15 protein-coding genes are annotated in these 15,427 nt (G+C 55.3%); 8 read left to right on the top strand and 7 right to left on the bottom strand.

The features are described from left to right. Positions 1-396: 396 nt before the first annotated feature. The 7 genes from citX to QM579_RS09400 form a co-directional block, all read right to left on the bottom strand. Positions 397-933, bottom strand: a complete 537-nt coding sequence (gene citX, locus QM579_RS09430) for a citrate lyase holo-[acyl-carrier protein] synthase (RefSeq protein ID WP_414998910.1) — start codon at positions 931-933, stop codon at positions 397-399. 66 nt (positions 934-999) lie between these two features. After that, entirely contained in the window at positions 1,000-2,406 is a 1,407-nt protein-coding gene (gene citF / locus QM579_RS09425) for a citrate lyase subunit alpha (RefSeq protein WP_414998909.1), read from the bottom strand. 12 nt (positions 2,407-2,418) lie between these two features. Continuing rightward, positions 2,419-3,273, bottom strand: a complete 855-nt coding sequence (locus QM579_RS09420; protein WP_414998911.1) for an HpcH/HpaI aldolase/citrate lyase family protein — start codon at positions 3,271-3,273, stop codon at positions 2,419-2,421. Further along, the gene (citD, locus tag QM579_RS09415; protein WP_414998908.1) at positions 3,273-3,545 is read right to left on the bottom strand and encodes a citrate lyase acyl carrier protein; all 273 of its coding nucleotides are present in this window, start codon (positions 3,543-3,545) and stop codon (positions 3,273-3,275) included. Before citD ends, QM579_RS09420 begins: the two co-directional genes overlap by 1 nt. Positions 3,546-3,593: 48 nt before the next feature. Then, entirely contained in the window at positions 3,594-4,682 is a 1,089-nt protein-coding gene (locus QM579_RS09410) for a hypothetical protein (protein ID WP_414998907.1), read from the bottom strand. 105 nt (positions 4,683-4,787) lie between these two features. Further along, entirely contained in the window at positions 4,788-6,110 is a 1,323-nt protein-coding gene (locus QM579_RS09405) for a 2-hydroxycarboxylate transporter family protein (RefSeq protein ID WP_414998906.1), read from the bottom strand. Between the two features lie 526 nt (positions 6,111-6,636). Continuing rightward, positions 6,637-7,152, bottom strand: a complete 516-nt coding sequence (locus tag QM579_RS09400; protein WP_414998905.1) for a metal-dependent transcriptional regulator — start codon at positions 7,150-7,152, stop codon at positions 6,637-6,639. Between the two features lie 354 nt (positions 7,153-7,506). Here QM579_RS09400 and hutW point away from each other — a divergent pair, with 354 nt between their 5' ends. The 8 genes from hutW to QM579_RS09360 form a co-directional block, all read left to right on the top strand. Then, on the top strand, positions 7,507-9,066 hold the full coding sequence (gene hutW / locus QM579_RS09395) for a heme anaerobic degradation radical SAM methyltransferase ChuW/HutW (protein WP_414998904.1): 1,560 nt from the start codon (positions 7,507-7,509) through the stop codon (positions 9,064-9,066). A gap of 99 nt (positions 9,067-9,165) precedes the next feature. Further along, complete coding sequence (locus tag QM579_RS09390; protein WP_183717348.1) at positions 9,166-9,369, top strand: Flp family type IVb pilin; 204 nt, start codon at positions 9,166-9,168, stop codon at positions 9,367-9,369. A 244-nt stretch (positions 9,370-9,613) separates the two neighbouring features. Beyond that, complete coding sequence (locus QM579_RS09385; RefSeq protein ID WP_414998903.1) at positions 9,614-10,162, top strand: A24 family peptidase; 549 nt, start codon at positions 9,614-9,616, stop codon at positions 10,160-10,162. A gap of 33 nt (positions 10,163-10,195) precedes the next feature. Beyond that, complete coding sequence (gene cpaB / locus QM579_RS09380) at positions 10,196-11,125, top strand: Flp pilus assembly protein CpaB (protein ID WP_414998902.1); 930 nt, start codon at positions 10,196-10,198, stop codon at positions 11,123-11,125. A gap of 48 nt (positions 11,126-11,173) precedes the next feature. Beyond that, positions 11,174-12,703, top strand: coding sequence for a type II and III secretion system protein family protein (locus QM579_RS09375; protein WP_414998901.1), 1,530 nt, complete (start codon positions 11,174-11,176; stop codon positions 12,701-12,703). A gap of 21 nt (positions 12,704-12,724) precedes the next feature. Continuing rightward, on the top strand, positions 12,725-13,435 hold the full coding sequence (locus QM579_RS09370; protein ID WP_414998900.1) for a CpaD family pilus assembly lipoprotein: 711 nt from the start codon (positions 12,725-12,727) through the stop codon (positions 13,433-13,435). A gap of 5 nt (positions 13,436-13,440) precedes the next feature. Then, positions 13,441-14,667 (top strand): AAA family ATPase, encoded by a 1,227-nt coding sequence (locus QM579_RS09365; protein WP_414998899.1) that lies wholly within the window; start codon positions 13,441-13,443, stop codon positions 14,665-14,667. A 20-nt stretch (positions 14,668-14,687) separates the two neighbouring features. Next, on the top strand, positions 14,688-15,427 hold a 740-nt coding region (locus tag QM579_RS09360; RefSeq protein WP_414998898.1), incomplete at its 3' end, for an ATPase, T2SS/T4P/T4SS family.

Genomic DNA, 15,427 nt, shown 5'->3' with positions numbered 1-15,427 from the left:
GCCCCGGCTTGGGCCCGGCGGCTGCCTCAAGAATGGCTGCCCGCGTTGCCAGTTCACCGACACGGGTTGATGCCAGTCGTGGTTTGTGCTGTCGCGCGTAGGCGTATGCGCAAAGGCACGTCAGTTCCGGTAGTGGAACGACAGGGGCCAGCACCGCGGATGCTTGCATTAAGGAGTCTGGCGCTAGGGAAACTGGCACGGGCAAGCCTGTTGTTATCGAAGCTGGCGTTGGCGAGGTCAACATTGCAGGGGCCAATATTGCTGAAGAAGGGTGAGAACAACAATTTTCAGGCATACGAAATTCCTCGTAAAGCTGATGATCTTCGCCCTAGTGGCAGGCGTGTGGCGTGATCGGGAACTGTTGGTTTGCCGCCAAGAGCCAGTGAGTTGAAAATATCAGCGATGCCCCTCATGGCGGGCATGTTTCAGCAGTTTGCGCGCATAATCCACAATTTGCTCTGGGCTGTGCTTGCCTTGCCTGCGGCAAAGACTTGCCGGGGCTTCGCACAAAAAGCAGCGCCGCGCCTCATGCCCGATGCCTGCCCGGTTCACAGGCTGGCCCTGCGCGTCCAGCACGTCCGCATCAGCCAGCCTGCCCAGGGGGTGCTCTTCTTCCACGGCCACACAAAGAGTCTTGAGTGCCAGCGGGGCAAGATTTACAGAGGCTATCCAGCAAGGGCCGTCGACTCCCGTGCGTTCTTTTTCGGCCAGCATACAGCCAGCATGGCCGCAATTTTGCTCAATCGTGTGACGAAGGCATTGTTGCAGGCTGGCGAAAGCCTCTGCCGACCCCGCCGGATTTTTATCCGCGCCGGGTATGTTGAGCGTGAGCGAAAGCACGGGTTGCCCGTGCTTTGCGGCAAACTCGCGGCGCATGTTCCAGCGCGCTTCTCTTTCAGCAAGGATGGCGGCAAGAATGGCGGTCTGGCTCATTAAAACTCCGTTTCCGGCGCGGCGTGTTATGGCTTGCGCCGCGCCGGAATGCGAGGCATACGCCTGCTATTTTGTGGCGTAGATATGGTCCACAATGGTTCCGTCGCGATATTCCATCGTGCCCACAACCTTGTCGCCACGCTCGTAGGGGCGGGGTTTTCCTGTCATGCGCACGGCCTGGTCGTGCAGGTCTTCAATACCGCATACGGACAGGCGCGCGTCACGCAGTTTGTCTGCCAGTTCCTTGCGCGCCGGGTTTACGGCAATGCCGCGCTCCGTCACAAGAACGTCCACTGTGGACCCTATGGTGGTCAGGGTGGTGCATTTTTCTACCACAATGGGCAAGCGGGCGCGCACAAGAGGGGCGACAATGATGGTCAGCTTGGCTCCTGCCGCCGCATCGTTATGGCCACCGGAACCGCCGATGATGTTTCCGTTGGAGTCCGTGGTGACGTTGACGTTGAAATCGAGGTCAATTTCAGTGCCACCCAGCAAAACCGCGTCGAGAAAATCCACGCAATTGCTTTTTCTGTTGGGGTTGGCATAGGTGTCGGCGGATATTTCAACGTGGCGCGGGTTCTGGGCAATGGATTTAACGCTGCTCAGGTCAAAGCACTGCACGTCGAACACGTTGTCGAACAGGCCTTCTTCGAGCATTTCAACCATATATTTGGTGATTCCGCCCAGCAGAAAGCCGCCGTGTACGTTCATGGCCCGCATGTCTTCACGCAGAAAGAGCGATGCCGCCAGCGAAGCCCCGCCAGCGCCTGTTTGATAGCAAAAGCCGTCCTGCAGCAGGCCGGAAGCCCTGATGACGGCCTGGGCATTTCGGGCAATGGCCAGGGCCACAGGATCACGCGTGAGGCTGATGGACCCGGAGACAATACCAGCGGGATCACCGATTTTGTCCACCACCACCACATGGTCCACCACATCGTGCGGGATGCTTATGCGGCTGAGTCCGCCTTCAACCACATAATCGGTCACAGCGACGACTTTTGCGGCATGCTGCGTGTCGGGAATGATATATCCCAGCGAACCGCAGGCAGACGGCCCTTCGGTGCCCGTGATATTGCCCATAGCGTCCACAGCGGGTGCTGCGACAACGGCAATGTCGACCTTGAGCGACCCTTCGCCAATGGCGCGGGGACGCCCCCCGTGCGAGCGGAACATGACAGGCGTGGGTAAAATACCGCTTGTGATGGCCTTGGCCAGGGGGCCACTCATGTAATCTGTATCAAGTCCGGTGATGACGCCGTTTTTGATATGTTCGATCAGGTGCTCATGCACGGGAAAAAGCGAAGAGCAGGCCACGGTGATGCCCTTGACGCCAAGAGCGGCCACTGCGTCCATCGTCATGTTGACCACATGGTCGCCATTGCGCAAGTGGTGGTGGAAGGACAGGGTCATGCCGTCTTTGAGGCCGCATTCACGCAGCGCGTCGGCAATGGTAGAGATATATTTGCGTTTCATTACAGTGCCCCCTTATGCATCAGCCAGAAACAGGATGCGTTCCGCCCGTTTGATAATGGGCAGGTCAATCATCATTCCGTCCAGTGAAACGGCTCCTTTGCCTTCTTCGCTGGCCTTGCGGGCCGCCGCCATTACGCGCCGGGCCCAGTTGACCTTTTCCGGCGCGGGCATGAATGCCTGATTGACCCTGTGTACGTGGTGGGGCGAAATGACAGCCTTGCCGTCAAAGCCCAGTTGCACGGCAAAGGCGGCATCTTTTTCAAGCCCTTCAAGGTCAGCCACAAAGGGAAAGGGGGTATCAATGGCCAGAACGCCCGCTGCTTTGCAGGCAGTGAGCAGGCGTGAACGCGCGTAGGCGATTTCTGCCCCATCAGCTGTACGTTGGGCACCCATTGAGGCGGTAAAATCCTCAGCACCAAGAAGAATGCCGTGCAGAATTTTGCTGGCCGAGGCTATGGCGTAGGCATTTTCCAACCCCAGAGGCGTTTCGATAATGGCAAGCGCCTTGACGGTAGCTGTGCTGCCGCATTTTTGCCGTGCGCTTTCTATGGCCGCAGCCACTTGCAGTATCTGATCCGCATTTTCAATTTTCGGAACCATGACAAAATCCGTTCCGGCGGCGACAACGGCTTCCATATCAGCTTGCCAATATGGCGTATCCAGACCGTTAATGCGCACTGTCACCCCTACGCCTTGCGGGCGCAGTTCTGTCAGGGCGTGGCTCACCAAGGTGCGTGCGGCGTCCTTTTCCGTTTGCGCCACGGCGTCTTCGAGGTCAAAAATGACAACATCGGCTCCCAGGCATTGCGCGCTGGCAAGCATGCCGGGGTTGTTGCCCGGCATGAAAAGAAAGGTTCTGTTGCGCATCACATTTTCTCCTTGAAGCGGGCGATGGCTGTTCCCATACGGGCCTTTATGGTGCACTCCAGCGCGCCTTTGTCCTGCACGGCCACTTCCACACCCTTGAGGCCGGATTGCGCCATGCACTGTTCAACAACCGAGCGAATGGCCTCACCAAACTGGTTCATGACGATGCTGGACAGGCTGATAACCGTGTCTGCTCCGCCAACCGCAGTAATGGTGATAAAAATATCGTTTGATTCCAGTGTGCCTGCCACGGCACTGCACTGTTTATCCATTGCGATCTCCTGTGGCGGCCAAAACCGCCATTTGGCAACTATAAAATATCAATGTCGCCCAACGTGATCTCTGAGTTTTTGCCGTATTGTTGCGGATTCTTCTGAGCGCAGGAAATCCCAGGTCACTGGCGGCAGCATTTTGGCAAGGGTCTGCCAGGACTCTTCCGAAACATCGGTTTTGAAATACGCCCGCACTTTTGAAGCGCTGATGCTTTGGGCGGATGCTTCCAGACGTGGAATTTCTTGCAACGCAATGCCGTGTTTTTCAAATACGGAGGCCATTGCGGCATTGTAGGCGGCGGTAACGGGATCAAAAGGCTCGGTTCCCACGAATCTCAGGCTTATACCCAAATCTCTGGCTATGCGTGTGGCGAAGATGGTGCAGTCCAGGGTGGCGTGAATCGACCCTACCTTTGCATCTGCCGTGAAATAGGCCGGAAAGCTGGCGCGTGAAACCATGTATGGCCCTGCGGGCAGCACAAGAACATTGCCCACATCCGCAAGGCCTTTGCGTACAAGGTTGAAGCGTACGGCAAAGGGAAATACCGAAACGTCTTCTTCAACTACAAAGACAAGCAGTTTTTCGCAGGCCGAAGCCGCCGTGCGCGCCAGATATTCGTGCCCCCGCGTAAAGGGATTGGCGTTCATGACAATGGCTCCAAACCCTTCATTCGAGGAAGTGGCCGTAGTGGAAGACGCGTCCGTATCAGCTGTTTTCCAGCCGTGACCGTTTATGGCTGCCCGTGTGGCATTGAGCCAGTCGGCATAGCTGGGCCGTCCTTGTTCCAGCAGGCCCGCGTCTTCTGTTTTTGCCAAAAGGTCAAAACCGGAATCTTTGAATTTCAGAGCTTCCGATGCCTTGGTGAAGATGAAGAAATGACTCACACCCTCTTGCCTGCCGTGCAACACAATGCGGCTTAGAATGGAGGTGGCCAACCCGCCTTCGCGGGCATGCTGCGCCACACAGATGCCGCAAATAACATTGCCCGCCAAAAAGCCACAGGCGGCCAGACGGCCGTCTTCGTAAAAACCAAGGCCGTAGGTGCGTCCTGCGGGCAGACTCAGCCCCGCCTTTGCAAGCAGGTCTTCAGCCTGGGCGAGGTCATAGTCTGTAATAATTTCAAGGTAGCCCTGCATATGCTTTCCTGCTTTTTCCCGCCGCCCCGTTCACGAGTTTTGTCCGGGGCGGCGGGAAAGGGTGAGCGCCATGCAAGCGCGGCAGTTTGTCAGATGAAAACGTCTCTAGCCAGCGTAGAACATGCGCATGAGAATAACGGCCATAACTACCACGGCCGCGCCGCCGATGCGTGTGGATATCTGGGCGAAGGGCATGAGTTCCATACGCCCGGCTGCGGAGAGGATGGCCACGTCGCCCGTACCGCCGAGACCGCTGTGGCATCCGGTAACCAGAGCTGCTTCCACGGGGTACATGTTGAGGAACTTGGCGCTGAAAAATCCTGTACCCACCATAGCCAGTACCGTGGTCACAACGGTGATGATGTAGCTGGGCTGTATGACCGCCACAACGTCCTTCCACGGCGTGTAGCAAACGCCCACGCCTACAAGAAGTGCCCAGGTGAGGTTTTTGGAAACGAACAGATAGAACTGGTAGGCAGCCTTTTCAGCAATCTTGGGCATGATGCCCGTGGCCTTGGCAATGGCAGCCGAGAGAATCATGATAATGGGCGCAGGAATGGGTATGACAAGGTTGACCAGCATGCCGAACAGGTAGAAGCAGCAGGCAGTCAGCAGGCCCATGCCCAGAATGGTCACGTCAATGGGTTCTTCTTCTTTCGTGAGATTCAGATTGTCATCGCCCACACGCACAAGCTTGCCGTTGCCTGTCTGGTGGGGATTTTTCAGCGCATAGCGCTTGAGTATGCCCGCGCAGATAATGGCGGTAACGTTGCCAAGCATTGCGGCGGGCGCCACCATAGCGATGAACCTGCCGGGGTCGGTGCCCTGAATTTCTGCATACCCGGCAGAAAGGGGCAAAATGCCTTCGCCCACGCCGCCGGAAATGATGGGCACTACGATATAAAAGAATGTTTCAAACAGACCGTGCCCCAGCATGGTGCCCACGGCTGTGCCCACAAGGCAACTGGCCACGGTGCCGAGAATGAGAGGTATGAACATGCGCAAGAAGCCCTGAATAAGCACTTGCCGCAGCATGCCAAGTATACTGCCTGTCACCAGGCAGGCAATGTAGAAATAAAGAAAGTTCGCGCCGCCGTTCTTGCCAGCTGTAAAATGTATGATGGCTTCCTTGGCAGGGCCGTCAAGCAGGCTGTAATAAACAAGAACTGAAGGAATGAAGATGGAAAGAATGGCCGGGCCGCCGATGTCTTTGAGAATGGGGATGCGCAGCCCCATATCGCCAAGGAGTATGCCCATAACCAGCATGACGGCAAATCCGCCAATCATGTCTTTGGGCAGTTTGCCGTAATAAGAGGCCGCAAAGATGATAATGGCAAAACAGATGTAGAGGGGCAGGGGAACCGGCCCGACCTTGAAGCTGCAAAACTTGTCCAGCAAGCCGCCGGATGACGTTTCTGCGTGTTGCATGGGTAAACCCTCCTGACAGTATTTGTCACCTGTTTACCCCTGCAAGGCAGCGAAATCTTTTTATGTAACTTTATAATATGTTTTTGAAGTTTTGATAGTTATGTAAGTTATGTAATTCTACGCCGTAGCCTCCGGCAATGAATTTTACCGGAATGTGATGCAGGGCCGCCGTGGCAGCATGCGGTTGCTGAATGCTGCAAACTCAGCATACCCAGACTGATTTTACTGCACGCCCTGCGCCAGTCATTTTTTGTAAAATCAGAGTGAAGCCCTGTCCAAAAGATTTCGGACAGGGCTTTCTGTTGATACACCCAATTAACATAAGTGAGTGATGTTACGGCTTGGTATCTAAAATGGCTGACCCTTAAGTGGGTGAGGCAAGGACATATCTGGCAAATATTTTATGGCAGATGAAAGGCTGGGATGCCTTGCCGCCCTGCGCGACAGATCTATGAAAAGGCGCACGGCTGGTCGCGGAATGGCCCTCGGGAAAAGCCATCACTGTTGCATCAGCCTCAGCTTGCCATCAGCTGCCTCTGCGCTTTCCGCCAAGGGTTTCAGCAATGGTGGCTGCCGTATGGCTGGATTTGAAAATATTTTCCCTTTTAAACGTTTCCTGCCAGTCAGACCACATTTCAGGGCGGCTTTTAAGAAAAAGCACAAATTCGCCCAATCGCTGAACTATATGTTCAGGCACCACATGCTCAAGAGCACAGGCTGTTACGTCGGCATCTTCGGGATTGAGCATGAGTATTTTTTCAAGAAAAGCGCCGAACACAAAATGCCTGTGGGCAATTTTACGTCCGATATCCTTTCCCTTGTCTGTCAGATAAATCAGGCTGTACGGCGAATACTCCACATAGCCCATATCTTTAAGCAGTTTAACCGCGCCAGTTACTGTTGAGCGCGTAACATTGGCCATGTCTGCGATAGAGCTCGCCCGCACCGCACCATCCTTGGCTTCAATCCGAAAAATGACTTCCAGATAGTTTTCCAGCACAGGCGTCAGAGCTGGCTGCTTAGCGACATCTGGTTTCGGCATTACGCTATCTCCCTGAAAGTATAGTTCTTTTTTACGGGTGATGGACGGTTTGGTCGTCGTCTAGTCGTTTTCCTTGCAAGATTAGCATAAGAGGGTGGAAATTTCAACAATATCCAAACAAAGTTTGTTTTTAATGAACAATATGGAACTTAATAAGTAGTGTTTTAAATTTATTTAAAAATAACAATATATTAATGGAAAATTGTGAATATCTTACAATTGAAAAAGAAATTGACAATGAATTTCTATTTTTATAGACAGGGGCTGTGAAGTTCGGTTTATCCAAACTATGTATGATTAGATAAATTTTATGCGGATATACGAACTTTACCTAAAAAATAATAGGTATTTAAAATGAAACATGCTGAAAATATTGAAAAAATTACCCACCATGCCACGGCGTCCCACTCTGTTCCCCCCGATCAGAGTGGGCGCTCTTCAAGCGCGCAGATCATGTCATCTGCCCACATGCACGTGGCAAAAGGGGAGGCCATGCAAGGGCACCCTCACCATCGGTTACCCTTGAGCGGGCGTTTTCTTGTTCCGCATAGCAGGAATATGGAAGGCCCGCACCGCTTCTATGCCCGGGAAGGAGTGGATCCCTTACGTGAAGCCTTTGAGGCCAAGATTACTGTGCATCCCGGCATGGGAGGAAAGCCCGTTGCCAGGGAAAGCCAGTCTGACCTCATAGACGCGCTGACCGTCAGGGAGTCATCGGGCAAGCGCATGGCCTATATTCATGTTCCCTTCTGCAAGATGCGTTGCCTCTATTGCAGCTTTTTTCAGGAAAAATACCAGCCGGAGCAAAGCGCAGTTTACACAGACGCCCTCATTGCTGAGCTGGGTATCTGGCAGGGCCGGGCCATTCAGGAGGCCACGCCCCTCCATGCGGTGTATCTTGGCGGCGGAACCCCTACAGCCTTGGCTCCACATGATCTGGGCCGTCTTCTCTCCGCCGTGCGAAGCCGCCTGCCGCTGGCCAACGACTGCGAAATAACGGTTGAGGGCAGCGTGGCCGACCTTGACGAGGCCCTTATCGAGGCCGCGCTGGAAAATGGAGCCAACCGTTTTTCTCTTGGCGTGCAAACCTTTGAAACCAGCATCCGGCGTGCAATGGGGCGCCGCAGTTCTCGCGAGGATATGGCGCGCGCCATCAGCCGGTTACAGTCCTATGACCAGGCATCTGTAGTTATAGACCTCATCTATGGTTTGCCCGACCAGGATATGGAGGTATGGCAAAACGATCTGCGCACTGCCCATTCCCTCAATCTGGACGGCCTTGATTGCTATCAGCTTGGCGTACACAAGGATTCACCCCTGCAAAAATCCATTGAGCGCGGCAGCGTTTCACCCGCAGCCAGTTCGGCATTTCAGGGTGGCATGTATGCGGCTCAGTCGCGTTTTTTCGAGGACGCTCAATACCGCAGGCTCTCCATAAGTCACTGGGGGCGCACCCCCCGCGAGCGCAACCTGTACAATACCTACACCAAGGCCGGGGTTGATTGCCTGGGCTTCGGCCCCGGTGCGGGCGGTAATCTGCACGGCCATATGACCTACAACCAGCCTGACTATAAAGCGTGGCTCGGGCAGGTGCAGCAGGGCGTCAAACCCATAGCTATGATGATGGCCCCTCAAGAGAGGCACCGTCTGAACAAGGCTCTTGGTAGCGGCCTGGAGCAGGGCGTGCTTGATCTTGACAGCCTTGAAGACCTTTGCGCAACGCAAAAATATGCAAAACTTGAGTCACGTAAAAGCCTGCGAACTCTGCTTGAACCGTTGCTGCAGCAGTGGGGGCGGGCCGGATTGCTGGTTTCCGGCGGTACATCTTGCAGACTCACTGTGGCCGGACAGTTTTGGTACATTAATATGACCCAACTGCTTATCGAGTACATTGATGAAAACGTTGCACAGTAATCTGAAATGCTGTTGATGCTGAAGCCGTGCGTGTGTCTTTAAGCGAGTGAAACCACAAAAACGGCTATGAAATTACCTGTAGTAACTTATGGAGGAGCTATGTTTTCCATCAAAAGCGTGAAAAGTTTTCTTGAGGATGAAAGTGGAGTGACAGCTATTGAATACGGTATTCTTGCTGCTGCAATGGCTGCAGCCGTGGGCTACATCTTCAGTTCTGATGGAGCTTTTATTTCAGCCCTGCGGAACAAGTTTCAGGACATTGCTACGGACATCACCGACGCCGGAACCGGGGTCAAACACTAATTTTACTGCCACTGTTTGTAAGGCGGCAAGGCGGGATTTGACCACAAGCCGGCATTGTCAGTTCTTTGGTCTGGCTCTGGCCAGAAGATAACTTTGGAAGACAGACGCGGCTTGAGTGGATTCGGGGGCGAATCCCACAAAAGACAGCGAATGGTTCATGCCGCAGGCGCTGTCTCATCAGAAAAGCCGCAGCGGTTCAGCGGGGGCTGGCCCGAATGTGAGCTTGGGTACGGGGAACACGCCAATGATCGGCATATGTCCTGTTGTTGCATGGTTTGTTGTTGTGTTTGTGGGGATGGCGGCAGGATGTGACCTGTTCTGCCGTCGTATTCCCAACAGGATGATTTTGCTGGTGCTTCTTTTATGGATTGCCGCACTGCTTTGGGCGGGGGCCAGCAAAGGAGTGGCTATATGGAATGCAGCCCAGATAGCCGTGGGGGGCGGCTGGGCCTTGGGGGTTTTGTGCGGTGGCTATGTGCTCTTTTGCAAGAGGCTGGTCGGCGCCGGGGATGTGAAGCTTGCCTCCGTACTGTGCCTTTGGGCTGGCAACGAGGCCGCGCTCTTCATATTCGCAACTTCCATTATGGGCGGGATATTTGTTTTACAGTTGTCGCTGCTGCGGCAAGTAGAAACAGTTTTTTTCAATCTTGTATCCAGAACAGCACTGCTTTTTCCCCCGCGTTGGCGGCTATGTGGCGGTGCTGCATCAAATTTTGAAAAAGACGGTATTCCATATGGGCCAGCTATAGCATTTGGGTTCACCGTGTCCGTAGCAAAAATATTATTCGCATAAGTTCTTTTTATAGCAGTAAAGGATGTTCAAGCCATGAAGCTGAAAACTTCATCAGTGGTTTTGCTGATATTTGCCATATCGCTGGCAGGCATGACGGCTCTGGTAGCCCGTGCACTGCTCAGTCCGGCAAGCCCAAAAGTGAGCGTTCAGGCTCAGGACGCGCCAAAACCCAAGCCTGTTTTTGCGCTTGTGGCTGCCAAAAAGCTGCTACCGGGGGATTTTTTGGACGGTGCATCCGTGGAATGGAACGAGGTTCTGCCGTCAGAAAACAGGGCCGGACTTATACTGGAATCAGATGTGAGCAAGCGCAGGCAACATGAAAGTTTTCTCTTTGGGGCCACCGTGCGTGAGGTTGTGGAAGAAGGCGCGCCTCTTGTGGGTGGTGTTTTGCTTCGCCCGGGTGAGCCAGGGTTTATTGCCGCGGTTCTTGCACCGGGCATGCGCGCGGTTTCCATCCCGGTTTCAGCCGTAACCAGCAATGCCGGGCTGGTCAGCGCTGGAGACTGGGTAGACGTGATCCTGAGTGTGGAAAAGGACGAAGCCAGAGACCTTGCCTCCAAGGGCAATAACCAGAGCATGCACTCTTTTCTGGCCGCTCAGACCATACTGCGCCAGGTACGCGTGCTGGCGCTGAACAGCAGCACTGACGGCATCAGCCCTGCCCTTCAGGTGCAGGAAGAACAGGCCGCAAAGAAACCTGGTCAGCCCGCCCGCCGCGTGGTTTACGAAACCATCACGCTTGAAGTGACCCCCAAGGATGCCGAGCATCTGGCAGTAAGCCGCGAAGCCGGCTCACTGCAGGTAGCGCTGCGCGGCGTCAAGGAAAGGGGCGTGCAAATGGTGCAAATGCCAGCTGCCAGCCCTACCACGCGGCTTCGTGATACCACGGCTGTCTTTACAGGCAAGACCGACAAGAGGGTTCAGACATTTCATGGCAGCAAGGTTGGGGCGGTGAATTTTTAGCGCTGGGACGCCGGATTCAGAACCATATATCGAAACAAAGAGTGAGTGATGCGTAGCTTGGATATTTACTGGTCAACCTTGCGGATTGTGGCCACGGTAGTCGTTTCGTGGACTCTGGTATTTGCCATGAGCGGACACGGAATGGCGGCGGAAGAGGGAAAGCCGGCTTCGGACCAGCAAAAGGCGGCTGTGGAACTTAAAGGCGAAAATACGCGCCTGCCGCGGTCTTTGACTACCGTTAAGGAAACCGGAACCATTAAACTGTACGTGCGTGAAGGCTCCATGCTCAATCTGCCCCGGCCTGCGGCGCAGGTGCTGGTGGCGGCTCCGGGTATAGCCACGTTCCAGATGCCTACGCCCAACAGCGTCTTTTTGATGGGCGAGCAGGTGGGCAGAACCACATTTTATGCCCTTGACGAGGCTGGCGGCGTTATAGCGGCCATCAATGTTGTTGTGGAATATAATCTGAAAAAACTGGCTGAAGAGATTTCAAGCGCCGTTCCCGGGGCCAAGGTGCGCCTGGAACCGACCCTGAGCAATCTCATGATCGTACGCGGCAATGTCAAAACCGCTTTGGACGCCAAACGCGTTATCGAACTGGTGGAAACCTACCTTGAAGCCAATTCCACCAAGAGCGTCAGCGGCGAATCGGCAGGCGGTGGCGGCGGCGGTGGCGGAGGAGGCGGCGGTGGCGGCAGCTCCAAGAGCAGCAATACGCGCGTTGTTAACCAGCTCAGTGTTGAAATATCCTCACAGGTAAACATTCAGGTTCGCGTGGTTGAAGTTTCGCGTTCTCTTTCCCGCCAGATGGGTTTCAACTGGCGCGCGGTGCTCAATACCGTTAACGGTCCGCTGTATTTCGGCAGCGGCAGCGCAACCAATCTTATGAATGTGGCCGGAACAAAGGCCAATATCTCAAGCTATATGCCCAGTTCTGGCGGCGTTCTTGGCGGGGCAATGAATCTTGGCACCTTTACGGTGAGCGGACTTATTTCAGCCCTGGCCGAAGAAGGTTTTGCCACCCTGCTGGCAGAACCCAACCTCACGGCCATGTCCGGCGAGAGCGCGTCGTTCGCTGGCGGCGGCGAAGTGCCCGTGGTTATCGTAACGGGCAACAGCATCAGCATTGAATACAAGTCCTACGGTGTCATTCTCAAGATGACGCCCACGGTTCTTTCTCCACATCGCATCAGCCTGCATATCGCGCCTGAAATCAGCGAATTGACTGCCGAAGGTTCGGTGACGCTTGAGGGCGGCTCCACGATTCCGGCACTTACGGTGCGTCGGGCCGAAACCACGGTAGAACTGGCCAGCGGCCAGAGTTTCGCTCTGGCGGGCATGTTGCGTTCCAACGCCTCCCAGCAGGTTTCAGGAGTGCCTGGCTTGCGCAGTATTCCGTTGCTCGGACGCCTGTTTGAATACGAACAGACAGAAGTCAAAGACACAGAGCTGGTCATTATTGTGACCGCCAATGTTGTGGACCCCGTGGCTTCCGGCATTCTGCAGACGCCGGGCAAGGGAATGAGCGCTGTAGACGCCTTTCAGCCCAAGCGCGCCGCCGTGGGCTACCTCTACTAAAATCCAGCAGTGGAAAACGTAATGCAAAAGCCAAGTTACATACACAGGATTATTTGCGCCAGCGGTCTGATACTTGCGTGCGCCCTGTATTCCGGGTGCGCCCTGGACCGTGTGGTGCACAAGGCCCGCGCCACCAACTTTCATGATGAAAGCTCCGATACGACCACGGTAGGGGTGCAATCCAAGGGGGTCTACCTCAGGGTTGCTCCTGACGGAAACGGCTTTACGGCTCAATCCATTGAAGAGGCCAATGCCCTTCTTACAGAGCAGGGACCATTGCGGCGGCAGATTCTTACCATAGTGCCCCTGAGCCCCGAAGGAAAGAGAATGGCTCCACGTCTGGCCCAGGCTTTGACCAATGCCGGGGCTATGAATCCCCAGCTCGGTTCTTATGATGTGGCAGGTGGCGTAACCTCGTCGGCCGCACAGAATCTGGCCAATCAGCAACAGGGCTGGGACATTGAGATAGTTTCCGAAGCCCTGGTCGTACATGCGCAGGACACCACCATCGCCAAGCCGGACCTCTGGACGGTCAGCCCCTACTATGCCGTGGGCACGCTGGGCAAGGCCAATGCGGCCAACCGCGCGCTCATGATCAGCGACCCGCGTGACATCCTGCGGCCCAGAAGCCTTGATCCGGCAGAGGGCAATGTTTCGGCAGCGGCCATCGAGCGTTACCAGAAGGGAGAAACAAGGGAACTTGTCGACATAAATTTCAGCGGGGATAAGTAGTTACAGTGAGCGATAGCGCATCTCTGAGTTCGGAAGGCATGAACAGCAACAGCGTGGCGGTTTTTTGCCAGCCCGCTGACGTGGACAGTTTTACCGATACTTTCAATCGGCTCGGCAGGGGGCTGAGCGTCATCAAGGCAGGAGGTCCCCACGAAGCTACGGAATGGTGCGGCGAGTCCACGCCCCCGGCGGCCATCTTCGTGAACATTGACGGGACGGCCCATCCTGTTCCTGCTCTGAGCGATCTGGCTGCTGTGGCAGGGCCTGGCTGCCGTCTGGTTGCTATGGGCAGCCGGCAGGATGTGAATCTGTACCGTAAGCTGCTTCAGGCCGGGATTTTTGACTATCTGCTTACGCCTTCAAGCATGGGGCAGGTGTCGGAAATTCTCTCACGGGCTGATGAAGACGCATGGCTTGGCCAGCCGCAGGCCGAAAGCGTGCGCCTTGGCCAGACAGTCGCCCTGATTGGCGCTGTGGGCGGGGTAGGGGCGAGCACTGTTGTGACGGCTTTGGGGCAACACCTGGCCCATGCCTGCAAGATACCCACAGTGCTCGTGGACTACGACCGCAGGGGCAGTAACCTGGCTCTTTCTTTGGGGCTTGAGGCCAATAGTGGTCTGGAGGGGATTCTCAGCGCGCCGGAAGTGGACCTTCGTCTTATCCAGCGCACCCTGCTTTCGCAGGAGGCTGAGGTCGGCAAGGGGCAGCGCCTGCATCTGCTGGCCCAGCGGCCTGGTCCTGAAAGTCACGTGGACCCGGAACTGGTGCTGCAACTGGGCGGCGCGTTGTGCCAGCTTTTTTCTATGTCTGTATGGGACATCCCCTCCCACAGACCATCTGGCAGCGATGAAATTCTTGAAAATGCCGACATCCGCGTTGTTCTGGTCGACTACACGCTGCAAAACGCAAGGGCGGCGCACATTCTGCTTTCCGACTTTGGTGATGAAAGCAGAGGGCAAAGACTTTTTCTGGTTGCCAACGCGGCCCGGCACGGTGACGCCCCGGCCATAAGCCGCCAGCAGCTTGAGGATTTTTTGAAGCGCAAGGTAGATGTTGAAATTCCCTATATGGGGAATGCGTTGGACAAGACCCTGTTGCAGGGCAGCCTCAATCTGGCGTCTCTGGCTGTCTTCAAAAGCGCTGTGGAAAAACTGGCCTGCGGCATTTTGGGGTGGCCCGTGCCACTGGCGGCCCCCCGGCCCGGCTTTTTCCGCCGCCTGCTTAACCGTTAACCAGAAAGGGGGATAGTGCCATGTTGCCAAGAAAAGCCGTTTCCGCTCCTGCTGCCAAACATGTTGAAGCTGCTGCATCCCACGCGGCATTTGCCCCTGCCCACAGGCCCGTTGCCGATACGGAAAAAAGCGCTTCGTCTTCTGTGCGCACCAAGCCCGGTGTGTGCCCTGTGCTTGCCAATGCACCAGTCATGAAGGGATCTGTCAGCACCAGCGGCGCATCTGCACAGCGCAGCGCTGACGCGCAGGTAAAAAGCGTTTCCAAGGCGCAGGCACAGGCTGATTCTGCCGGGGCCAAGCTGCGGCGCATGATTCATGACGAGGTTTTCAGCCAGATTGATCCCATCAAGGCGGCCACCACCAGCAGGGAAAACCTGAAAACGCAAATTTCTTCGCTGATCAAAAGCATCTGCGATGCAAACCGTCTGCAACTGACAGGGCAGGAAGAAGAAAGCGTCGCAGGCCAGATGCTTGACGAAATGCTTGGGGTCGGCCCCATCGAACCCCTGCTGGCCGACGATACGGTCAACGATATTCTGGTCAATGGCTGCGGACAGATTTTTGTAGAACGCTTTGGCAAGCTGGAACTTTCGTCAGTGACTTTTATTGATGAAGAGCACGTGTTCAACACGGCGCAGCGCATTGCGGCCAGGGTGGGGCGGCGCATAGATGAAGCCAATCCGATGGTGGACGCCCGCCTTCAGGACGGCAGCCGCGTCAACGTCATCACCCACCCCTTGGCTCTGGACGGAACCACCAT

Origin of the sequence: Desulfovibrio sp. (assembly GCF_047607245.1) — a bacterium.
Classification (GTDB): domain Bacteria; phylum Desulfobacterota; class Desulfovibrionia; order Desulfovibrionales; family Desulfovibrionaceae; genus Desulfovibrio.
The sequence above is the reverse complement of the archived record's forward strand: the minus strand, read 5'-3'. Positions and strand labels throughout refer to the sequence as shown.

Excerpts from the sequence above, each read along its gene's own strand:
- citX (WP_414998910.1), bottom strand. The coding sequence starts at position 933 with ATGAGCCAGACCGCCATTCTTGCCGCCATCCTTGCTGAAAGAGAAGCG.
- citF (WP_414998909.1), bottom strand. The coding sequence starts at position 2,406 with ATGAAACGCAAATATATCTCTACCATTGCCGACGCGCTGCGTGAATGC.
- QM579_RS09420 (WP_414998911.1), bottom strand. The coding sequence starts at position 3,273 with ATGCGCAACAGAACCTTTCTTTTCATGCCGGGCAACAACCCCGGCATG.
- citD (WP_414998908.1), bottom strand. The coding sequence starts at position 3,545 with ATGGATAAACAGTGCAGTGCCGTGGCAGGCACACTGGAATCAAACGAT.
- QM579_RS09410 (WP_414998907.1), bottom strand. The coding sequence starts at position 4,682 with ATGCAGGGCTACCTTGAAATTATTACAGACTATGACCTCGCCCAGGCT.
- QM579_RS09405 (WP_414998906.1), bottom strand. The coding sequence starts at position 6,110 with ATGCAACACGCAGAAACGTCATCCGGCGGCTTGCTGGACAAGTTTTGC.
- QM579_RS09400 (WP_414998905.1), bottom strand. The coding sequence starts at position 7,152 with ATGCCGAAACCAGATGTCGCTAAGCAGCCAGCTCTGACGCCTGTGCTG.
- hutW (WP_414998904.1), top strand. The coding sequence starts at position 7,507 with ATGAAACATGCTGAAAATATTGAAAAAATTACCCACCATGCCACGGCG.
- QM579_RS09390 (WP_183717348.1), top strand. The coding sequence starts at position 9,166 with ATGTTTTCCATCAAAAGCGTGAAAAGTTTTCTTGAGGATGAAAGTGGA.
- QM579_RS09385 (WP_414998903.1), top strand. The coding sequence starts at position 9,614 with ATGATCGGCATATGTCCTGTTGTTGCATGGTTTGTTGTTGTGTTTGTG.
- cpaB (WP_414998902.1), top strand. The coding sequence starts at position 10,196 with ATGAAGCTGAAAACTTCATCAGTGGTTTTGCTGATATTTGCCATATCG.
- QM579_RS09375 (WP_414998901.1), top strand. The coding sequence starts at position 11,174 with ATGCGTAGCTTGGATATTTACTGGTCAACCTTGCGGATTGTGGCCACG.
- QM579_RS09370 (WP_414998900.1), top strand. The coding sequence starts at position 12,725 with ATGCAAAAGCCAAGTTACATACACAGGATTATTTGCGCCAGCGGTCTG.